Below are 17243 nucleotides of genomic sequence, written 5' to 3' on the forward strand. Positions count from 1 at the left end.
ATGATTAATAACCACAAAGAGAGAGCCTTGATCGCGGTAAACCCTAGTAGTCTAGGTTTGTAGACCTTTATAAAGTCCGGCATGCCGTCTGATGCCGGGGTGCCCCACGCACGGTGATTGAACCGGGCAGAGCATCAGCCTGGCCAGCCATGCCGGACAAGCCATCGACAGAACTCCTTTCCCGTAGCCGCCAGCCCGTCTACCTGCAGCTCGCCACCATCTTCCGCCGCCAGATCGAAAGCGGGGCGTGGGGGCCCGGCGCGCAGATTCCGTCGCTGGAGGCGTTGTGCCGCCAGTACGGCGTGGCCCGCATGACCATGCACCAGGCCCTGTCGCTGCTGGACGAGGAAGGGTTGCTCGAGCGTTCGCGCGGACGCGGTACTTTCGTCAAGGCCGGCCAGCGGCCACAGCGGCGTGTGTCACTGTCCACGAGCTGGGACGAGGCCGTTGCCGTGGGCGATGCCATCGACACCGAGGCGCTGGTGGAGTCCGGGGGCAACGTGGCCTTGCCCGCCGACCTGGGCCTGCCGTGCAGCGGCCGGCGGGCCCCTGAATATCATTTCCTGCGCCGCCTGCACCGGGCGGAGGGGCGGCCTTTCGCCATCTGCGAGGTGTACATCGAGGCCGGCGTCTTTGCGCGCGAGCCGGAGGCCTTCCGGCATGGCGCCTCGGTTCAGGTGCTGGACCGCTTTCCCGGCCTGCAGGTCAGCGCCGCGCGCCAGCGGCTGACCATCGTCGCGGCCGGGGCGAAATCCGCTGTGGCGCTGGACCTTGCAGTCGGGGCCCCCGTGGCCGATCTGCGCCGCTACGCCTGCGTTGACGATGTGATCGTGTACTACGCCCGCATTGAATTCCCCACGGAATTCGTCTGTCTCGATTTCGACTTGCTGGCCGGGTTCCGGCCGCCGTCCGAAGCCAACCCGTCCTGAATCATGGAACCCGAACCATGGAAACCTCCCAAGCGTTGAATGGCGCTGAAAGCCTGGTCAAGACCCTGCTGGCCAGCGGTGTCGACACCTGTTTTGCCAACCCCGGCACGAGCGAGATGCACTTTGTGGCGGCGCTCGACCGCATTCCCGGCATGCGCTGCGTGCTGGGACTGTTCGAAGGTGTCGTCACCGGCGCCGCCGACGGCTACGCGCGCATGGCCGACAAGCCTGCCGCCACGCTGCTGCATTGCGGCCCCGGGTTGGCCAACGGCCTGGCCAACCTGCACAACGCGCGCCGCGCGCAGACGCCGGTGGTCAATATCATCGGCGACCAGGCCACCTACCATCGCCCGCTCGATGCGCCGCTCACCGCCGACACCGAGGGCTGGGCCCGCCCGGTGTCGGTGTGGACGCGCACGGCCACGCATGCCGCGTCGGTCAGCGCGGATGCCGCGGCGGCGGTGCAGGCCGCACGCGCCGCGCCGGGCGGCGTCGCCAGCCTGATCCTCCCTTCGGACGTTTGCTGGGATGCCGGCGGTGAAGTGGCCGCGCCACTGCCGCCGCTGTCCGTGCCCAAGGTCGCGCCGGACGCCGTGCAGAACGCCGCGCGCGTGCTGCGCTCCGGCCAGCCAACCCTGATCGTGCTGGCGGGCAGCGCGCTGCGCGAAGCGCCGCTCGCCGACGCACACCGCGTTGCCGCTACCACGCAGGCACGGCTGATCACGCCCATGTCGAACGCGCGCGTGTCGCGCGGACGCGGGCGGCTGGCGGTGGATCGCATTCCCTATTCCGGCGACGTCGCGCGTGACCGGCTGGCAGGCATCCGCAACGTGATCCTGGTCGGTGCGCAGGCGCCCGTGACGTTCTTCGCCTATCCGGGCAAGTCGCCGCGTCCGTATCCGGAAGATGCCGGGGTGCACGTGCTGGCGCGGCCCGAAGAGGATCTCGCCGATGCGCTGGCCCGGCTCGCCGACGAGGTTGGGGCAAGGAACGCGGCGCTGCCGCAATCAGCATCTGCGGCATCTGCCAACATCCCGCGCGGCGCGGTCACATCGGAAGCCGTGGCGAAGACGCTGACGGCGCTGTTGCCGGAACAGGCCATCGTCGTGGAGGAGAGCGTCAGCTTCGGGCGGGCCTTCTATCCGGGCACCGTGAACGCCGCGCCGCACGACTGGCTGCAGCTCACGGGCGGCGCCATCGGTGCCGGCCTGCCGCTGGCCACCGGCGCCGCCGTGGCCGCGCCGGGCCGCCGTGTGGTGGCCTTGCAGGCCGATGGCTCCGGCATGTACACGCTGCAGTCGCTGTGGACCATGGCACGCGAGCAACTCGACGTCACCGTGGTGCTGCTGGCCAACCGCAAATACGCCATCCTGCTGGGCGAGCTGGCCGGCGTGGGCGCCAACCCGGGCAAGACCGCGCTCGACATGCTCGACATCGGCAGCCCCGACCTGAACTGGGTGCAGATGGCCAATGGCATGGGCGTGGAGGGCGCAAGCGCGCACGACATGGAGACATTTGCCGACCTCTTCCGCATGGCCAACCAGCGCAAGGGTCCGTTCCTGATCGAGCTGGTCATCTGAGCATCGGCGTGCCCGAAGGGGGATTTCCGCATTCGGGAATCCTGCCTTTGGCAGATGCGAATTGCTGCACCGCGCATAGTGCGGCAATCTGGCAGCTGTGCCATGGAAGCCCCATGGCGGCATCATTTGTGAAGGAGACACCATGCCCCAACAAGGAGCGGCGGCGGGTCCGGACAAGGTCTACGCGGACATGCTCGCCGCCGGCCAGTTCCGCATCCAGCACTGCCAGGACTGCAAGCAGCACGTATTTTTCCCGCGCAACATCTGCCCGCACTGCGGCGGTGACGCGCTTGACTGGACCGAGCCGAAAGGCACCGGCACGGTCTACTCCACCAGCGTGATCCGCCGCAAGCCCGAAGCCGGCGGCGACTACAACATTGTGCTGGTCGACCTGGACGAAGGCGTGCGCTTGATGAGCCGGGTCGAGGGCATCGCCCCGGCGTCCGTGTGCATCGGCATGCGCGTCAAGGCGCGCGTGGCGCCTGGCAAGGCAGAAGGCGAGCCCGCTCTCGTCGTGTTCGATCCGGTGGAGGGCCAAGCAAAATGAGTCTGTCTTCTCTGCGCGGCAGCGTCGCCATCGTCGGCGTCGGCCAGGCCGGCCTGGGCGAAGCCCACGGCAAGACTGAAATGGAAATCCTGGTGGAAGCCGCCAAGGCAGCCGTGAAGGATGCCGGCATGTCGATGCGCGACATCGACGGCATCGCCACCGCCAGCGTCGGCGCCACCATGTGGGTGATGCCGGTGGCCGAGTACCTCGGCATCAAGCCGAAGTTCGTCGACAGCACCATGATCGGCGGCTCGAGCTTCGTTTCGCACATGCTGCCGGCCATGATGGCGCTTGAAGCTGGCCTGTGCGACGCGGTGCTGGTCTGCTACGGCAGCAACCAGCGCACCTCGACCGTGGGCCGCGCCGGCATCGGCAAGGTTCGCGCCGTGCTCGATCCGCAGCCGTACGAAAACCCGTACCAGCCGCTGAGCCCGATCACGTCGTACGCACTGGCCGCCGCGCGCCACATGCACCAGTACGGCACCACGCGCGAACACCTGGCCGAAGTGGCCGTGGCCGCGCGCAAGTGGGCGCAGCTCAATCCGGAAGCGCAGATGCGCGATCCGCTCAGCATCGACGACGTGCTCAATGCGCGCATGGTGTCTGACCCGCTGTCGGTGCGTGACTGCTGCCTGGTGACGGACGGTGCCGGCGCCTACGTGATGGTTCGTGCCGACCGTGCCAAGGACATGGCCAAGCCGCCGGTCTATGTGCTCGGCAACGCCACCGCGACATGGCACCGCCAGATCTCGTGCATGCCCGATCTCACCGTCACGGCAGCGAAGGAATCCGGCGAGCGCGCGTTCGCCATGGCCGGCCTCAAGCCGTCGGATGTCGACGTCGCTGAACTGTACGACGCGTTCACCATCAACACGCTGCTGTTCCTGGAAGACCTTGGCTTCTGTCCGAAGGGCGAGGGCGGTCACTTCGTCAGTGGCGGCGGGATTGCTCCGGGCGGTCGACTGCCGGTGAACACCAACGGTGGGGGGCTGTCATGCGTGCATCCGGGCATGTATGGGATGTTCATCACGATCGAAGCCGTGCGCCAGCTGCGTGGCGAATGCGGTGACCGTCAGGTCAAGGACGCGGAAGTCGCCGTGGTCCATGGCAACGGCGGTACGCTGTCCAGTCAGGCGACGGCGATCCTGGGGACGGCTGCCACGTTGTAAGGCGCTCCGGGTTTGAATGGAAGAAGGGAGGCGGCGGTGGAATCGGGATTCGGTTCCACCGCCGCTTTTTTCTTGGGCTTTGCCGGATTGCTGCTGCCGAGCGCGCCGGCACGAGCCAGGCAACGACGACGCGCCTGGTCTGTCATTGCGACGCGCGCGCGTGCGGCAACGTACGACATGACGGGTTCTGGTTTCCAGGGCGGGCGGCACGGCCTTCAGAAGGATTTGCTGATTTCCAGGCCGCCGTAAAAGGCGCGCGACACGCCGGATGTCTTCTTCACGCCGGTGAAGAAACCCAGGTTCAGGGTTTGCGTGAGCGGGATTCCCGTCAATACCAGGCCGCCTTGTGTGGAGTGGTAGAACGGGTCGCCATGCTTGATCAGTTCCACACCGGCCCAGGCCTTGCCGAACACTTTGTACATCACGCGCCCGCGTGCCCAGTAGGCCTGCGGGCCAAAGGTATATGAGGCGATGCCGTTGACAAGCCAGTGCTGTGCAAACTCCTGCTGTCCCAGCAGGGTCAGCGCCAGACCCCATTGGCCGCCGTCGTTTCTGTTGTCGGCGCCTTGCGGCGAGACACGGTTGTAGCGGTAGCGCGCGCCGGCGGTGGCTTCCAGCCAGCCGGTGTCCCATCCCTTCTGGAGCCCCAGTGCCGCCTCGGCGGCCTGGCCGTTCACCGACACGGATGTGCCGTTGGAGCCGTAGCTGTAGTGGTAATCGCTCACCACGAGCTTCTGCGTCAGGTAGGGTACGGGCAACCAGCCTGATGTCACGCCCACATATTCGCTACGCTCGCCGCCGCCGGCCAGGCTGGCGCCGCCGAACAGGGTTCCCGCCCGCGCCGGCAGCGGAGATAGCGCTGCCGCGCCGGCCAGCAGGGCCATGGCCAATGGAAGTGCCAGGGGCGCAAGAGGCGCCACTGCAGGGCGGACCTGATACGGTTTGGGCATGCACCGCGTCATGAAGCTTCCCTTTTTCAGACCGTGCTTGCGCACGGTGTAATGTTGTACAGGTGAAAATCGCCGGTGGGTGTGCTGAGCCGGCCGCTGGGCGTAAGGCTGACGGTCTGCTCGGTCAGCTTACCTGCAGTGGACTGACGCAGCGTGGTGCCGGCCCCCAGGTCCAGCTCAATGCTGCTGAACAGCAACGGTGCGGCACCTTCGATGGTGGCGATGGCAACCGGCAGCTTGCCCGGGCGCAGCGGCTGCATCAGTAGCCCGGCCGCCCAGTTCTGCGCGAACAAGGGACCGCTGCCTTGCCGGCGCAGCAGTTCGGCCAGCCGTGTCAGCGGCGGTGTCTCGGTCTCCGTCAGGTTCCCCATGTCGAGCTGCAGCCGACTGCCATACAGGAAGGTCTCCAGCGCGCCCGTATTGCCGCGGGCATCCCATTGGAAGCGCAGCCCGACCGTAGCGGCGCCGGCCGGGTCGCCGCGACGATGGCTGACAAAGGTGGCCACGGCCACGTCTTGCACGATCAGGCTGGGGAGGTGAATGAGCACGTCCACGGTACCGCCGCGCGACAGGCCGCCGACATGTTGTCCGACATAAAGCGCGCCATTCGGAGACAGGTCCGAGGTGAGCCCGAGGTAAGTCGCGCCATTCACTTCGAGCGTGATCGGCAAGCGCAGCGGAAACCTGTACTCGACGCGACGGTTGGCGGCATGGCGGCGGGCGAATGTAGCCACCGAAACGGCGGTGGCCAGCGTGACCAGCGTCCAGACCATGGTGACAACGCCCGCACCTACCGGAATACTGCCCGTGTACATGCGGTACACCCCCACGGGCACGCTGATGGCCGCGATGCCGGCAAGCACCAGCAGTGGCGACAGCCACAACCATACCTTGCCGGAATCGGACAACTGCTTATCGGTGACTGCGAAGGGGATATCGCGGCGAAACAGCCCCATGCTGGTAGACATGAAGGCGAAGAAGCGGGCCATTGCATACTGTTCGCTGAGGAACAGCGAGTTGTAGCCGCGCCCCAGTTCCAGGTGTACCAGCATGGACAGCAGGTAGTAGAGGCAGAACAGGAACAGGAATGTGTCCAGCGGAGCGACGATGGGCAATTGGCCGAACAGGAACACGGCCGGCGGCGTCAGGAAGAAAATGAGCTTCTGCCAGCCCTCGAAGAAGAACAGCGCCGAGGCGAAATAGTTCAGCCGCTGCCCCAGCGTGAGGCCGCGCCCGAACAGGATGTTCTCGCGCCGGAACACCTGCATGGAACCCATGCCCCAGCGCATGCGCTGCTTCAGGTAGGTGTCTATGCTGTGTGGCGCGAGGCCGAACGCCAGCGATTCGCCGTAATAGACCGACCGGTACCCGAGCTTGTGCAGCTTGATGGCGGTGTGCACGTCTTCGGTCACGGTTTCCGTGGCGAACCCGCCGATCTCGTTCAGCGCCGCGCGCCGGACCACTGCGCAGCTGCCGCAGAAGAAGGCGGCGTTGAGGACGTCCTTGCCGCGCTGGATGATTTTGAAAAACAGCGCCTGCTCGTCCCAGACGCGCTTCTTGCCAAGGCGGTGCCCGAATGAATCGATGTTGAAGAAATCCTGGGGTGTCTGGACGAATGCCACCTTTGGGTCGCGGAAGAACCCCAGCGTCTTCATCAGGAAATCCTTGCGCGGCGCGTGGTCGGCATCGAATATCGCGATGAATTCGCCGTCCGTGCGCGTCAGTGCCTGGTTCAGGTTGCCGGCCTTGGCGTGCAGGTTGTCTTCGCGCGACAGGTAGCGGCAGCCCAGCTCCGCGGCAAGCTTGCGCATGCTCTCGCGACGCCCGTCGTCGAGCAGCCAGGTCTCATGCGGGTAGTCCATCCATTTGGCCGCCAGCAGCGTGCGGCGCAGCAGGTCGACCGACTCGTTGTAGGTAGGAACGAAGACGTCGACCTTGAGCCCTTCCGGCGCGGGCGCCGGCTCACGCACGCTCAACCGGTACGTCATCAGAACGAACAGCAGCCCGCTCAGGTAGCCATAGATTTCGGCCGCGTAGAGCGGAAGGGAGAGCCACGCAGCTGCATGATTGATGGTACTGATGCGCCAGCCCATGTATATCAGACCGCAAAGCACATAAATCACGACAAGCCAGGTGATATAGGGCTTGGGCGGCTCGGTCTTCATGTCGTCGGCATCGGGGCGCATGGATCAAAGTCAGTTGGCAACCGCGGCAACTGCTGTCCCAAACGGCCATTGCCTGCCATCCGGAAGATGCGCGCTGCGCTCGATTCCGGTGGCACGCCAGGGCGGACAATGCCTTTGGGCTTCCTCCACCCAACTGCCGGCATCCTTCCGTTGCTTCGATCAGCCATGCCGCCCGGACCCATGGGCGTGCTGTCGCTGTCTGCAATCTGTTTTTCACGCGGCCCGACATCGTTCGCGATTGAGGGCGGATCAGGTCCGCCGCCTTTATGGCCACGATATGGGCAGAGAGAAAAGGCGCTTTGCAGTTGAGAATAGGCGACAATTTTGCCGGCCGGAAGCGATACTTTTTTTCAGCTGATCGTCTACACAATGCAGGATATTCCGCTTATCGCCTCCTTCAGTGGCTGATGCGGCATGTCAGGGTCTTGTCCGAGCCCTCGGTGGTGCGCCTGATAAGCTTGTCAACACTGGGGAAAACACGGACACGAATTCCGGCCACGATGAAACAAGCCCTGACGCCCCTGGAAGGACAGGAAGGATTCGCAGTACCGCGCTACTCGCGCGGCAAGAAGACGACGGAGCGGTTGCTGGAAGCCGGCCGCCGCCTGTTGCGCGACCGCACGCTGGACCAGGTCCCGATCCAGGACATCTGCGCCCATGCCGGCGTGACTACCGGGGCCTTCTACAGCCGCTTCGATGGCAAGGAGAGCTACTTCCGTGCCCTGCAGACCTTGCTGGTGGCGCAATTGCGCGAAGGGATGGCGCAGCGCGTCGCGCTGTTCGATGCCGGGCAGATGACCCTGCGCGAGGTGGTGGAATCGCTCGCGCGCAACAACCGCATGTGGGCGTACCGCAACGAGGGGGTGTTGCGCGCGTCGCTGATCGAGCGCGCCGTCACCGGCGAAGACCCGCTCAAGCGGATGAACCAGGACTACGTGGAGCTGGTGGTGCCGCGCCTGGCGCGGCTGCATCCGGCGGGCGCTTCGCCCGAACTGGAAACGCGTATCCGCTTTGCCTACCAGGCCATGGTGGGGACGCTGATCTATACGCTGGTCAACCGGTCCGGTACGTACCGCTTGTCAGACCGCACGCTGGAGACGGAGATGGCGCGGGCGTTTTTTCTCTACATTACGCAGGAACTTGGACAGGAGAATTCCCATGAGTGATGTCACAGCGGACCGGAGCGTGTCCCGCTCCACCGATTGCCCGCCGTGCCCTGGCAGCCCCGTGATGGAGCGCATTTCGACGCGCAAGGCCGAAGTCGGCGAACTGGCCATCCACCGCGCTCTGCCCAGTCGCCAGCGCCGCATGGTCGGCGCCTGGTGTTTCCTGGACCATGCGGGTCCCATCGTGTTCGGGCCCGGCGACGGCCTGCGCGTCGGGCCGCATCCGCATATCGGCTTGCAGACGTTCACGTGGATGATCGAAGGCGAGGTCATGCACCGGGACAGCCTGGGCTCCGAGCAGGTGATCCGGCCCGGGCAGGTCAACCTGATGACGGCGGCCCACGGCATCTCTCATGCGGAGGATTCCGTCACCCCGGAAGGCGGCGGCTTGCATGCGGCACAGCTGTGGATTGCACTGCCTGAAGCCGAACGCCATGGCAAGCCGGCGTTCAGGAACTATCCGGACCTGCCGGTCACCTCGCACGGAGGATTCCATGTCACGGTGCTGGTGGGGACGGCTTTCGGCGAAACCTCACCGGTCGAGGTGTATTCCCCGCTGATCGGGCTTGACCTCATGGCCGATCGAGCGGCGCAGGCGTCGTTGCCGCTCGATGCGGGTTTTGAGCACGCCGTGCTCGTATTGAGTGGCGAGGCGCAGATCGAAGGCGAAATGCTGGAGCCCGATACGCTGCTCTATTTGGGCACCGGGCGTTCGCAGCTCCACGTGCAATGCTCCGGGCCAGCGCGCTTGCTGGTGATCGGTGGCGCGCCGTTCGGCGAGGAGATCCTGGTGTGGTGGAACTTCGTTGCGCGCAACCAGGCGGAGATCGAGGCGGCTGCACGCGATTGGAACAGCGGCGATCAACGCTTCGGGAAGGTCTCGGGAAGTCCATCGCCGCAATTGCCGGCCCCGGACCTGACCGGTGTGCAAATCAGGCAGCCGGGTCGCTAGCGCGCGGGAGGGCGCTCCTGACGCTTTGCAGGAACGCCGCCGGCGCTGGCGACGCTGGCCTCAGGCAGCGGTTTCCATCACTTCGCCGAAGCGCTGCAGGTGGTGGTCGCTGTCGCCGAGTAGCTGGTCGAGCATGGTCAGGCGCTTGAAGTAATCGCCCACGGCAAGTTCGTCGGTCATGCCCATGCCGCCATGCAACTGAACGGCCTGCTGACCGACATAGCGGCCGGCGCGCGCCAGCGTGACCTTGGCGGCCGACAGCATGCGGCGGCGGCGTGCCGGATCGGTTTCGTCCAGCGCCTGGACTGCCACATAGGCCATCGACAGGGCCAGCTCCTTCTGCACCAGCATGTCTGCCATGCGGTGCTGCAGCGCCTGGAAGGCACCCAGCGGCTTGCCGAACTGCTGGCGCGTGCCCAGGTACTCGCCGGTGATCTCGATCAGCTTCTCCATCGCGCCCGCGCCTTCGGCGCACAGCGCGGCCACGCCGTGCTCCATGCCCAGGCCCAGCGCTGCCAGGCCGTCGGCCGGCTGGCCCACCAGGGCGTCGGCGCTCACGGTGACGTTCTGCAGCGACACGTCGGCGGCGCGCATGCCATCGATGGTCGGGTAGCCGGTCACGTTCAGGCCGGCGCTGTCACGCGGCACCAGGAACAGGGCGACGTCGTTGTTGCCGGCAATGCGTGCGCTCAGCAGGTAGGCATCGGCCGAGGCGCCGTGCCAGACCAGGCTCTTGGTGCCGTTCAGCACATAGCCGTTGCCGCTGCGTTCGGCGCTGGCGCGCGCGGTCTCGGGACGGTAGCGCGTGGTCGGCTCCAGGTACGCCAGCGTCACGATGCGCTCGCCGCTGGCAATCGCCGGCAGCCATTCTTCCTTCTGCTGCTGGCTGCCGTAGGCCGAGAGGATAGCCGCCGACATCACGCCGCTCGGCGTGACCGGTTCCAGCACCAGGCCGCGGCCCAGTTCGCGCTGCACCACGAGCTGGCTCGCGGCGCCTTCGCCGAAGCCGCCGAAGTCGGCCGGCACGGTCAGGCCCAGCACGCCCATTTCGGCCAGCTTGTTCCACACGCCGCGGTCCAGGGCCTCGCCGGCGCGCGAGCTCTTGCGGCGCGCGTCGAACGTGTATTCGGTATCGATGAAGCGGCGCAGGCTGTCCGCCAGCATCTGCTGCTCTTCGCTGTAGGTGAAGTCCATGTCTGCTATCCCTTCAGAAACCCAGGATCATCTTGGAGATGATGTTCTTCTGCACTTCGGTGGCACCACCGTAGATCGAGGTCTTGCGCATATCGTAGTAGGTCGACGACGCCGAGGCGGCCCAGTCCGGACCCGACACCGGCTGCACTGCGCCCGGTTCGAGCCAGTCCGGCGAGTACGGCCAGGCGTTGGGGCCGGCGACTTCCATCATCAGCATGGCCAGGTCCTGCTGGATCTCCGAGCCGCGGATCTTGACGATCGAGGCTTCGGGGCCGGGCTGGCCGCCCGATTGCGTGGCCACGCGCAGCAGCAGCATTTCGAGCGCCATGATGTCCATCTCGATGCGGGCGATCTTGTCACGCATGCGCACGTCTTCGATCAGCGGGCGGCCGGCGCCGTCGGTGGCCTGGCTGGCGTAGTGCTTGAGCTGGCGCAGTTCGCGGTGGCAGTGACCGATGCCGGCAATGCCGGTGCGCTCATGGCCAAGCAGGTACTTGGCGTAGGTCCAGGCCTTGTTCTCTTCGCCGAGCAGGTTTTCGACGGGCACTTCCACGTCTTCGAACCAGGTCTCGTTGACGTCGTGGCCGCCGTCCAGCGTCTTGATCGGACGCACGGTGACGCCAGGCGACTTCATGTCGATCAACAGCATCGAGATGCCTTCCTGGGCCTTGGCCTCGGGGTCGGTGCGCACCAGGCAGAAGATCCAGTCGGCGAAGTGAGCCATGGTGGTCCACGTCTTCTGGCCGTTGACGATGTACTTGTCGCCCTTGCGCACGGCGCGCGTCTTGAGCGAGGCCAGGTCCGAACCGGAGCCCGGCTCGGAATAGCCCTGGCACCAGAAGTCGTCGACGTTGGGAATGCGCGGCAGGAAGCGTTCCTTGTGCGCCTGGCTGGCGTACTTCATCAGCACCGGGCCGATCATGGTCAGGCCGAACGGCAGCATGCGCGGCGCGCCGGCGCGCAGGGTCTCGATCTCGAAGATCAGGCGCTGCAGCGCATTCCAGCCGGTGCCGCCCCATTCCTTGGGCCAGGTCGGCGCGCCCCAGCCGTGCGCGTTGAGGATACGGTGCCAGCGGACATAGTCGTCCTTCTCGACTCGCTGGTGGTTCAGCACCTTGTTGCGGATGTCCTCCGGCAGATTGGCCTGGACGAAAGTCCGGACTTCTTCGCGGAAGGCCTGTTCCTCAGCGGTAAAACGCAAATCCATCTGAATGTCCCCTGTGGTACGCGGGCCGCATGGCGTCTGCGCGGCGGCCCTTCACTGTGCCGGCCGATTGTATGAGGGGCTTGCCGTTCGGTTCTTCACCAATGGCAAAGGTGATCTTCGTACCGGCGGAACCGTTGCGCGGAGGACGTGGCGGCGCCGAACACGGCCTTAGCGAATTCGAAATGGCTTAGCCGGAATACATGGCGCAAACTCCCTGACCTGCAGCAAGTGCGTTGCCGTGCATTCTTCGACGCATCCGCCGTATTTGCCATATTCGCCGTATCCAATCCCGACCGAGCAGCGAGCATCATGTCTTCCTTCCGCCCCGAGTTTATCCATGACCTTCCACGCCACTGGGCCACGCAGACACCGCAAGCGCCGTGCCTCTATGAGAACGGCACCGTGATCCGTTACGGCGACCTGTGGCGCCGCATCGAGAGCACGCGGGACTGGCTGGCCGCGCAGGGCGTGGGCGAGGGCGACCGCGTGATCGTGGTCGGCGAGAACTGCAACGAGATGATCGTCACGATGTTTGCCTGCAGCACGCTGCACGCGTGGCCGATCCAGGTCAACGCACGCCTGTCGGCGCGCGAGATCGACAACATCCGCGACCACGCGCAGCCGCTGCTGGTCCTGTTCACGGGCCATGTTTCCGACGTCGCCGCCGCGCACGGCCGGCGGCTGGATGCCAGGGCGACAGGTTGCCCGGTCTATGCGGATGGCATGACCGTGGCGCGCGCTGCAACCACGCCGGAGCGCGTGCCGGCCGGGCAGGCGCGCAAGGTGGCCACGCTGATTTATACGTCGGGCACCACCGGTGCGCCCAAGGGCGTGATGGTGCCGCATGAAGGCCTCACGCACTTCGCCCGCATTTCCGCGACCTCGCGCAATATGGGGCCGGACGATGTCGCCTACGGTGCGCTGCCGATGTCGCACATCTTCGGCATCGCCACGGTGCTGCTGGCCACCTTGTATGGCGGTGCCAGCCTGTTCGTGCGTCCCCGCTTCGATGCGGACGAGGTCTTCGAGGCGCTGGACACTCCCGGGATCAGCATCCTGCAGGGCGTGCCGACCATGTTCACGCGCATCATGGCTGTGGCGCAGCAACGCGGGCGCAAGGCCTATCCGCGCCTGCGCTATCTCTATACCGGCGGCGCGCCGCTCGATCCGACCCTGAAGGGCGATGTGGAAGCGTATTTCGGCCAGCCGCTGCACCATGGCTACGGCATCACCGAATACGCCGGCTCGCTGTTCATCACGCGCATGGAAGCCCCGCGCGCCGATTGCTCGGCCGGCTACATCGTCGAAGGCGTGGAGATCAGCATCACCGACGGCGACGGCAATGCGCTGCCGGCCGGCGAGCGCGGGCAGATCCGCGTGCGCGGCCCGGGCGTGATGCTCGGCTACTACCGCAATCCGGAGCAGACCGCCGAGGCGCTGCTGCCCGGCGGCTGGCTCAATACCGGCGACCTTGGCTACCTGGGCGCTGACGGCGCGCTGTTCATCTCGGGTCGTTCCAAAGACCTGATTATCCGCTCCGGCTTCAACGTGTACCCGATCGAAGTGGAGTCCGTGATCAACGCGTTCCCGGGCGTGCGCCAGTCGGCCGTGGTCGGGCGCAACACCAGCGACGGCAACGAGGAGGTGGTGGCCTTCATCGAGATGCAGGACGGGGTCGAGCCCGATCGCGCCAAGCTCGATGCCTACCTGCGAGACAGCCTGGCACCGTACAAGCGCCCGGCAGAAGTGCGCGTGATCGACGTGATTCCCACGACGGCGAGCGGCAAGCTGCTCAAGCAGCCGCTGCGGGCGCTGCTGGGCTGACGGCCCGGCGCAGATTTTTCTTCCCGCCGGCCCGGCAGCCGGTGTCCGGTGGGGAACACAAAGCAATCCTGGAGGAGACAAGATGAAACGTTGGATGACCGTCGCCGCAATGATGGCGACACTGCTGCATGGGGCCGCATGGGCTGCGGAAGCGTATCCGTCGCGCCCGGTAAAGCTGATCGTAGGCTATGCGCCGGGTGGCCCGGTCGATACGGCCGCACGCATCTACGCCGAGCAGCTTGGCCGCGCGCTGCATCAGCCCGTGGTGGTGGACAACCGCGCTGGCGCGAGCGGTGCCATTGCCGCCGACCTGACGGCCAAGTCCGAGCCGGATGGCTACACCCTGTACTTCGTCGCCAGCCCGACCATGACCATGACGCCGCTGATCCAGCGCTCGGTCAAATTCAACCCGCTCAAGGACTTCACGTACATTGGCCTGATCACCGACTACACCAACGTGCTGCTGGTGAACAAGGACTTCCCGGCGAAGAACGTAGGGGAACTGGTCGATTACGCACGCAAGCATCCGGACGATGTGTCATTCGGCTCGGCGGGCGTTGGTGCGTCCAACCACCTGTCGGCCGAACTGCTCGCCCAGATGAGCCACGTCAAGATGCTGCACGTACCGTACAAGGGCAACTCGCCTGCCATGGCCGACGTGGTAAGCGGCAAGGTGACGTTCATGTTCGACATCACGGGTACGGCGATCGGCCATATCAATGGCGGCAAGGTGCGGGCGCTGGCCGTCACGTCGAAGACGCGCAATCCAGCGCTGCCGAATGTGCCGACCATGATCGAATCCGGTCTCAAGGACTATGACCTGACGGGCTGGTATGCGCTGATTGGCCCGCCGAAGCTGCCTGCCGATGTGGTCGACAAGCTGATCAAGGCACAGAAGACCATTGGCGATGATCCGGCGTTCAGGCAGCGCATGGTTGCCGGTGGCTATGACCTCAACATTTCCGGCCCCAAGCCGCTGGCTGATCGCATTCAGCGGGAGCTGACACTGTGGGGTGGGGTGGTCAGGACGGCGAAGATCCAGGCGGATTGAGGGGCCGGGGGGCTTTGTTGGCTCGTCGTTCTTGGCGGGCGCCGCTGTTTCGCCGGCGTAGCCGGCGACTTACTCTTTTGTCCGAGCGACAAAAGTAAGCAGAAAAGCGCGTCGCCTGGCGGCTGGCCATCAACGATACGCTTCTTGTGTTCAAGCGGCTTTGGTCTCGCGATGCCTGGTTGCCCGTTCGAGCATGCTACGCATAGTGATTCAGAACCAGTGCCTGCGATAACCTGCTCTTGTACGATCCCCATGTAGGGCTCGGGTACAGCGTTCCAATAGCGTCAGTGGTGGGACGCCTACGGCTGCGCTGCGCGCACGTCCTAGTCGGTATGCACGGGGCATCGTCGCTGTCTCCCCGTTCCCTTTTGGGTTTTCTCACTGAGCCGCGCGCAGCGCAGCCGTAGGCGTCCCACCGATGGCGTGGTTAGAAGGGGCCACCAAGTAATCCGGGTTCGCTCATCTGACGCGTCTATCCTGATCATCTACGCGGCAGGCAGTCTGGCTATGCCCTTTACCGTCTTCACCACCTTGGCCCGTTCGTCAGCCACGAAAACGCGTTTTTGGTTACTTTTGTCGGGAGACAAAAGTGACTCGCCGGCTACGCCGGCGAAACAGCAGCGCATGCCAAGCACGACGAGCCCCCCTCCCGCCACTCCCCCCAACCCCCAAGCAAAAAACGGCAAGCCCAAAGACTTGCCGTTCCTCAAACGCTTCGGCCGCTCCCGCGCAAAAGCCGCGGACGGGCCAGACGTCTTCCTGCAATCAGCCCTCGACCTCAGCCCATCCCTGCATAGCCTGACCACCAGCATCATCCCCGGTCCAGAGGATCAGCTTGCCGGCCTGCGCCGGATCCGCCGTGCCGCCAACGGTAATCATGTCCTGATCGAACAGCGGCGCCAGCCCGCGAAAACCGAAGCGTCGCACGCGCGCCTGCGGCTGCTCCCGCGCCACCAGGTCCAGCATCAGCATGGCCTGCATGGGCCCGTGCACCACCAGGCCCGGATAGCCCTCGACGTCGCGCGTGTAATCGCGATCGTAGTGAATCCGGTGGCCATTGAACGTCAGCGCGGAATAACGGAACAGCATCACCGGATCGGCGCGCAAGGTGCGCTGCCATTGCGCCGTGTGCTCCAGGCGCGGCCGCGGCGGCTGCGGTTTGCCCACTTCCGGCATGGCACGGTAGACGATGTCATGGCGCTCGCGCACCGCGACCTGTCCATCGACGGTCAGTTCATGGTCGACCGCCACAAACCAAAGCTCGCCGGTGCGGCCGGATTTATGCTGGACATCCTTGATGGTCGACGTGCGCGTCACCGTATCGCCGACGTGGATCGGACGCTCGAATGACAGCTCGCTGCCGGCCCACATGCGGCGCGGCAATGGCACGGGCGGCATGAAGCCGCCGAGAACCGGGTGGCCGTCGGCGCCAATGTCACGCTGCGGCGCGCGCGGCAGGAAGTAGAGCCAGTGCCACAGCGGCGGCAGCGGCCCGCGCACCACGGTTTCCGGATCCAGGTCGAAGGTGACGGCAAGGCCGGTCACGGGTTCCGGCGTCAGCGTCTCGGTGCGCGATTCGCTGCGTCCGATCCAGGTGCGCAGATGTTCGAGTTGGGAGTTCTGGGTCATGACAACTGCCTTTGTGTTCAGAGCGCCGACGGTTGCGCCAGCGCGATCAGGCGGCGGGCCAGCTCGATGACAGGGCGGTCCACCATCTTGCCATCGACTTGCACGGCGTGGCTGCCGCTGGCGGTCGCTTCCAGCACGCGCCGCGCCCAGTCGAGCTGTTCGGGCGAGGGCAGGAAGCCGGCGCGGACCGCACCGAGCTGGGCCGGGTGGATGCAAAGCTTGCCCGCAAAGCCGAGCGCGCGCGCATAGGCGACATCGTCGGCCAGTACGGACTCGTCCTTCAGCGCCGTGGTAACGCCGTCGACAGGCGGTGGCAGCCCGGCCACGCGCGATGCGAGCACGATGCGCGCTCGCGCATGCGCGAGTGCGTCGCGCGTGTGGCTGCAGCCGAGATCGACCGCACAGTCGAGCGAGCCGAACGCCAGCCGCGCAATGCCAGCGGCGGTGGCCACCGCGTCGACCTGGTGCAGGCCCAGCGCGGTCTCGATGATGGCGATCAGTTCGGCCTTCGGGTTGATGGCGCGCAGGACTTCGGCGATGGCTGCCAGCGCCGCCGGATCCTCCGCCTTGGGCACCATCAGGCCGGCCAACGGCGTTCCCTTTGGCAGAGTGCGCAGCCACGCCATGTCGGCAGCAAAGCCCGGGGCGGCGCTGTCGTTGATGCGCACATAAGCATTGGCGACGGGGCCGGCAGCGAGCCAGTCCGCGATGGCCTGGCGTGCAGCGGCTTTGGCATCCGGGTGCACGGCATCCTCGAGGTCGAGGATCATCACGTCCGGCCTGGCCGCGGCGGCCTTGTCGAAACGTTCGGGCCGGTCGCCCGGCACGAACAGGTAGGTAACAGCAGTGGACATGGTCG

The 17243-nt window shown here is 65.8% G+C and carries 14 protein-coding genes; 8 read left to right on the forward strand and 6 right to left on the reverse strand.

Annotation, left to right across the window (positions count from 1 at the left end; genetic code table 11):
• The first annotated feature begins 149 nt into the window (after nt 1-149).
• The 4 genes from CupriaWKF_RS23265 to CupriaWKF_RS23280 all read left to right on the forward strand — a co-directional run bounded on the left by CupriaWKF_RS23265 (nt 150) and on the right by CupriaWKF_RS23280 (nt 4225).
• A complete protein-coding gene (locus CupriaWKF_RS23265) occupies nt 150-929 on the forward strand; it encodes a GntR family transcriptional regulator (RefSeq protein ID WP_276103086.1) in 780 nt (259 codons plus the stop codon).
• A gap of 17 nt (nt 930-946) precedes the next feature.
• Nucleotides 947-2509, forward strand: coding sequence for an acetolactate synthase large subunit (locus CupriaWKF_RS23270; RefSeq protein WP_276103087.1), 1563 nt, complete (start codon nt 947-949; stop codon nt 2507-2509).
• Between the two features lie 142 nt (nt 2510-2651).
• The gene (locus tag CupriaWKF_RS23275) at nt 2652-3056 is read left to right on the forward strand and encodes an OB-fold domain-containing protein (protein WP_276103088.1); all 405 of its coding nucleotides are present in this window, start codon (nt 2652-2654) and stop codon (nt 3054-3056) included.
• Nucleotides 3053-4225: a thiolase gene (locus CupriaWKF_RS23280; RefSeq protein ID WP_276103089.1), complete on the forward strand. Its 1173-nt coding sequence runs from the start codon at nt 3053-3055 to the stop codon at nt 4223-4225. Before CupriaWKF_RS23275 ends, CupriaWKF_RS23280 begins: the two co-directional genes overlap by 4 nt.
• 215 nt (nt 4226-4440) lie before the next feature.
• Here the strand turns inward: CupriaWKF_RS23280 and bcsS are convergent, their stop codons facing one another.
• A complete protein-coding gene (gene bcsS, locus CupriaWKF_RS23285) occupies nt 4441-5109 on the reverse strand; it encodes a cellulose biosynthesis protein BcsS (RefSeq protein WP_276103090.1) in 669 nt (222 codons plus the stop codon).
• A gap of 92 nt (nt 5110-5201) precedes the next feature.
• Nucleotides 5202-7361: a glycosyltransferase family 2 protein gene (locus CupriaWKF_RS23290; protein ID WP_276103091.1), complete on the reverse strand. Its 2160-nt coding sequence runs from the start codon at nt 7359-7361 to the stop codon at nt 5202-5204.
• 500 nt (nt 7362-7861) lie between these two features.
• On the opposite strand from CupriaWKF_RS23290, the gene CupriaWKF_RS23295 reads away from it, so the two are divergent.
• Together CupriaWKF_RS23295 and CupriaWKF_RS23300 are read left to right on the forward strand one after the other, a co-directional pair.
• Nucleotides 7862-8527 carry a TetR/AcrR family transcriptional regulator gene (locus tag CupriaWKF_RS23295; RefSeq protein WP_276103092.1) on the forward strand — a complete coding sequence of 222 codons (666 nt, stop codon included), beginning with the start codon at nt 7862-7864 and terminating at the stop codon, nt 8525-8527.
• A complete protein-coding gene (locus tag CupriaWKF_RS23300; RefSeq protein WP_276103094.1) occupies nt 8520-9479 on the forward strand; it encodes a pirin family protein in 960 nt (319 codons plus the stop codon). The genes CupriaWKF_RS23295 and CupriaWKF_RS23300 overlap by 8 nt, the downstream gene beginning before the upstream one ends.
• A gap of 60 nt (nt 9480-9539) precedes the next feature.
• Here CupriaWKF_RS23300 and CupriaWKF_RS23305 read toward each other — a convergent pair whose 3' ends face one another.
• Together CupriaWKF_RS23305 and CupriaWKF_RS23310 are read right to left on the reverse strand one after the other, a co-directional pair.
• Nucleotides 9540-10673, reverse strand: a complete 1134-nt coding sequence (locus CupriaWKF_RS23305; RefSeq protein WP_276103095.1) for an acyl-CoA dehydrogenase — start codon at nt 10671-10673, stop codon at nt 9540-9542.
• 13 nt (nt 10674-10686) lie between these two features.
• Entirely contained in the window at nt 10687-11880 is a 1194-nt protein-coding gene (locus CupriaWKF_RS23310) for an acyl-CoA dehydrogenase family protein (protein ID WP_276103096.1), read from the reverse strand.
• A gap of 309 nt (nt 11881-12189) precedes the next feature.
• On the opposite strand from CupriaWKF_RS23310, the gene CupriaWKF_RS23315 reads away from it, so the two are divergent.
• On the forward strand, nt 12190-13704 hold the full coding sequence (locus CupriaWKF_RS23315) for a class I adenylate-forming enzyme family protein (protein WP_276103098.1): 1515 nt from the start codon (nt 12190-12192) through the stop codon (nt 13702-13704).
• A gap of 82 nt (nt 13705-13786) precedes the next feature.
• Nucleotides 13787-14755 (forward strand): tripartite tricarboxylate transporter substrate binding protein, encoded by a 969-nt coding sequence (locus CupriaWKF_RS23320; RefSeq protein ID WP_276103099.1) that lies wholly within the window; start codon nt 13787-13789, stop codon nt 14753-14755.
• Between the two features lie 765 nt (nt 14756-15520).
• On the opposite strand, the gene CupriaWKF_RS23325 is transcribed toward CupriaWKF_RS23320, so the two are convergent.
• The gene (locus CupriaWKF_RS23325; RefSeq protein WP_276103100.1) at nt 15521-16384 is read right to left on the reverse strand and encodes a MaoC family dehydratase N-terminal domain-containing protein; all 864 of its coding nucleotides are present in this window, start codon (nt 16382-16384) and stop codon (nt 15521-15523) included.
• Between the two features lie 17 nt (nt 16385-16401).
• On the reverse strand, nt 16402-17238 hold the full coding sequence (locus tag CupriaWKF_RS23330) for a CoA ester lyase (protein ID WP_276103101.1): 837 nt from the start codon (nt 17236-17238) through the stop codon (nt 16402-16404).
• Nucleotides 17239-17243 lie beyond the last annotated feature (5 nt).

This window comes from Cupriavidus sp. WKF15 (genome assembly GCF_029278605.1).
Taxonomy (GTDB): Bacteria; Pseudomonadota; Gammaproteobacteria; order Burkholderiales; family Burkholderiaceae; genus Cupriavidus.

Bases quoted from the DNA above. Each gene is read 5' to 3' on its own strand.
- CupriaWKF_RS23275 (WP_276103088.1), top strand. From the start codon at position 2,652: ATGCCCCAACAAGGAGCGGCGGCGGGTCCGGACAAGGTCTACGCGGAC.
- CupriaWKF_RS23290 (WP_276103091.1), bottom strand. From the start codon at position 7,361: ATGCGCCCCGATGCCGACGACATGAAGACCGAGCCGCCCAAGCCCTAT.
- CupriaWKF_RS23305 (WP_276103095.1), bottom strand. From the start codon at position 10,673: ATGGACTTCACCTACAGCGAAGAGCAGCAGATGCTGGCGGACAGCCTG.
- bcsS (WP_276103090.1), bottom strand. From the start codon at position 5,109: ATGGCCCTGCTGGCCGGCGCGGCAGCGCTATCTCCGCTGCCGGCGCGG.
- CupriaWKF_RS23280 (WP_276103089.1), top strand. From the start codon at position 3,053: ATGAGTCTGTCTTCTCTGCGCGGCAGCGTCGCCATCGTCGGCGTCGGC.
- CupriaWKF_RS23300 (WP_276103094.1), top strand. From the start codon at position 8,520: ATGAGTGATGTCACAGCGGACCGGAGCGTGTCCCGCTCCACCGATTGC.
- CupriaWKF_RS23270 (WP_276103087.1), top strand. From the start codon at position 947: ATGGAAACCTCCCAAGCGTTGAATGGCGCTGAAAGCCTGGTCAAGACC.
- CupriaWKF_RS23320 (WP_276103099.1), top strand. From the start codon at position 13,787: ATGAAACGTTGGATGACCGTCGCCGCAATGATGGCGACACTGCTGCAT.
- CupriaWKF_RS23315 (WP_276103098.1), top strand. From the start codon at position 12,190: ATGTCTTCCTTCCGCCCCGAGTTTATCCATGACCTTCCACGCCACTGG.
- CupriaWKF_RS23330 (WP_276103101.1), bottom strand. From the start codon at position 17,238: ATGTCCACTGCTGTTACCTACCTGTTCGTGCCGGGCGACCGGCCCGAA.
- CupriaWKF_RS23295 (WP_276103092.1), top strand. From the start codon at position 7,862: ATGAAACAAGCCCTGACGCCCCTGGAAGGACAGGAAGGATTCGCAGTA.
- CupriaWKF_RS23310 (WP_276103096.1), bottom strand. From the start codon at position 11,880: ATGGATTTGCGTTTTACCGCTGAGGAACAGGCCTTCCGCGAAGAAGTC.
- CupriaWKF_RS23325 (WP_276103100.1), bottom strand. From the start codon at position 16,384: ATGACCCAGAACTCCCAACTCGAACATCTGCGCACCTGGATCGGACGC.
- CupriaWKF_RS23265 (WP_276103086.1), top strand. From the start codon at position 150: ATGCCGGACAAGCCATCGACAGAACTCCTTTCCCGTAGCCGCCAGCCC.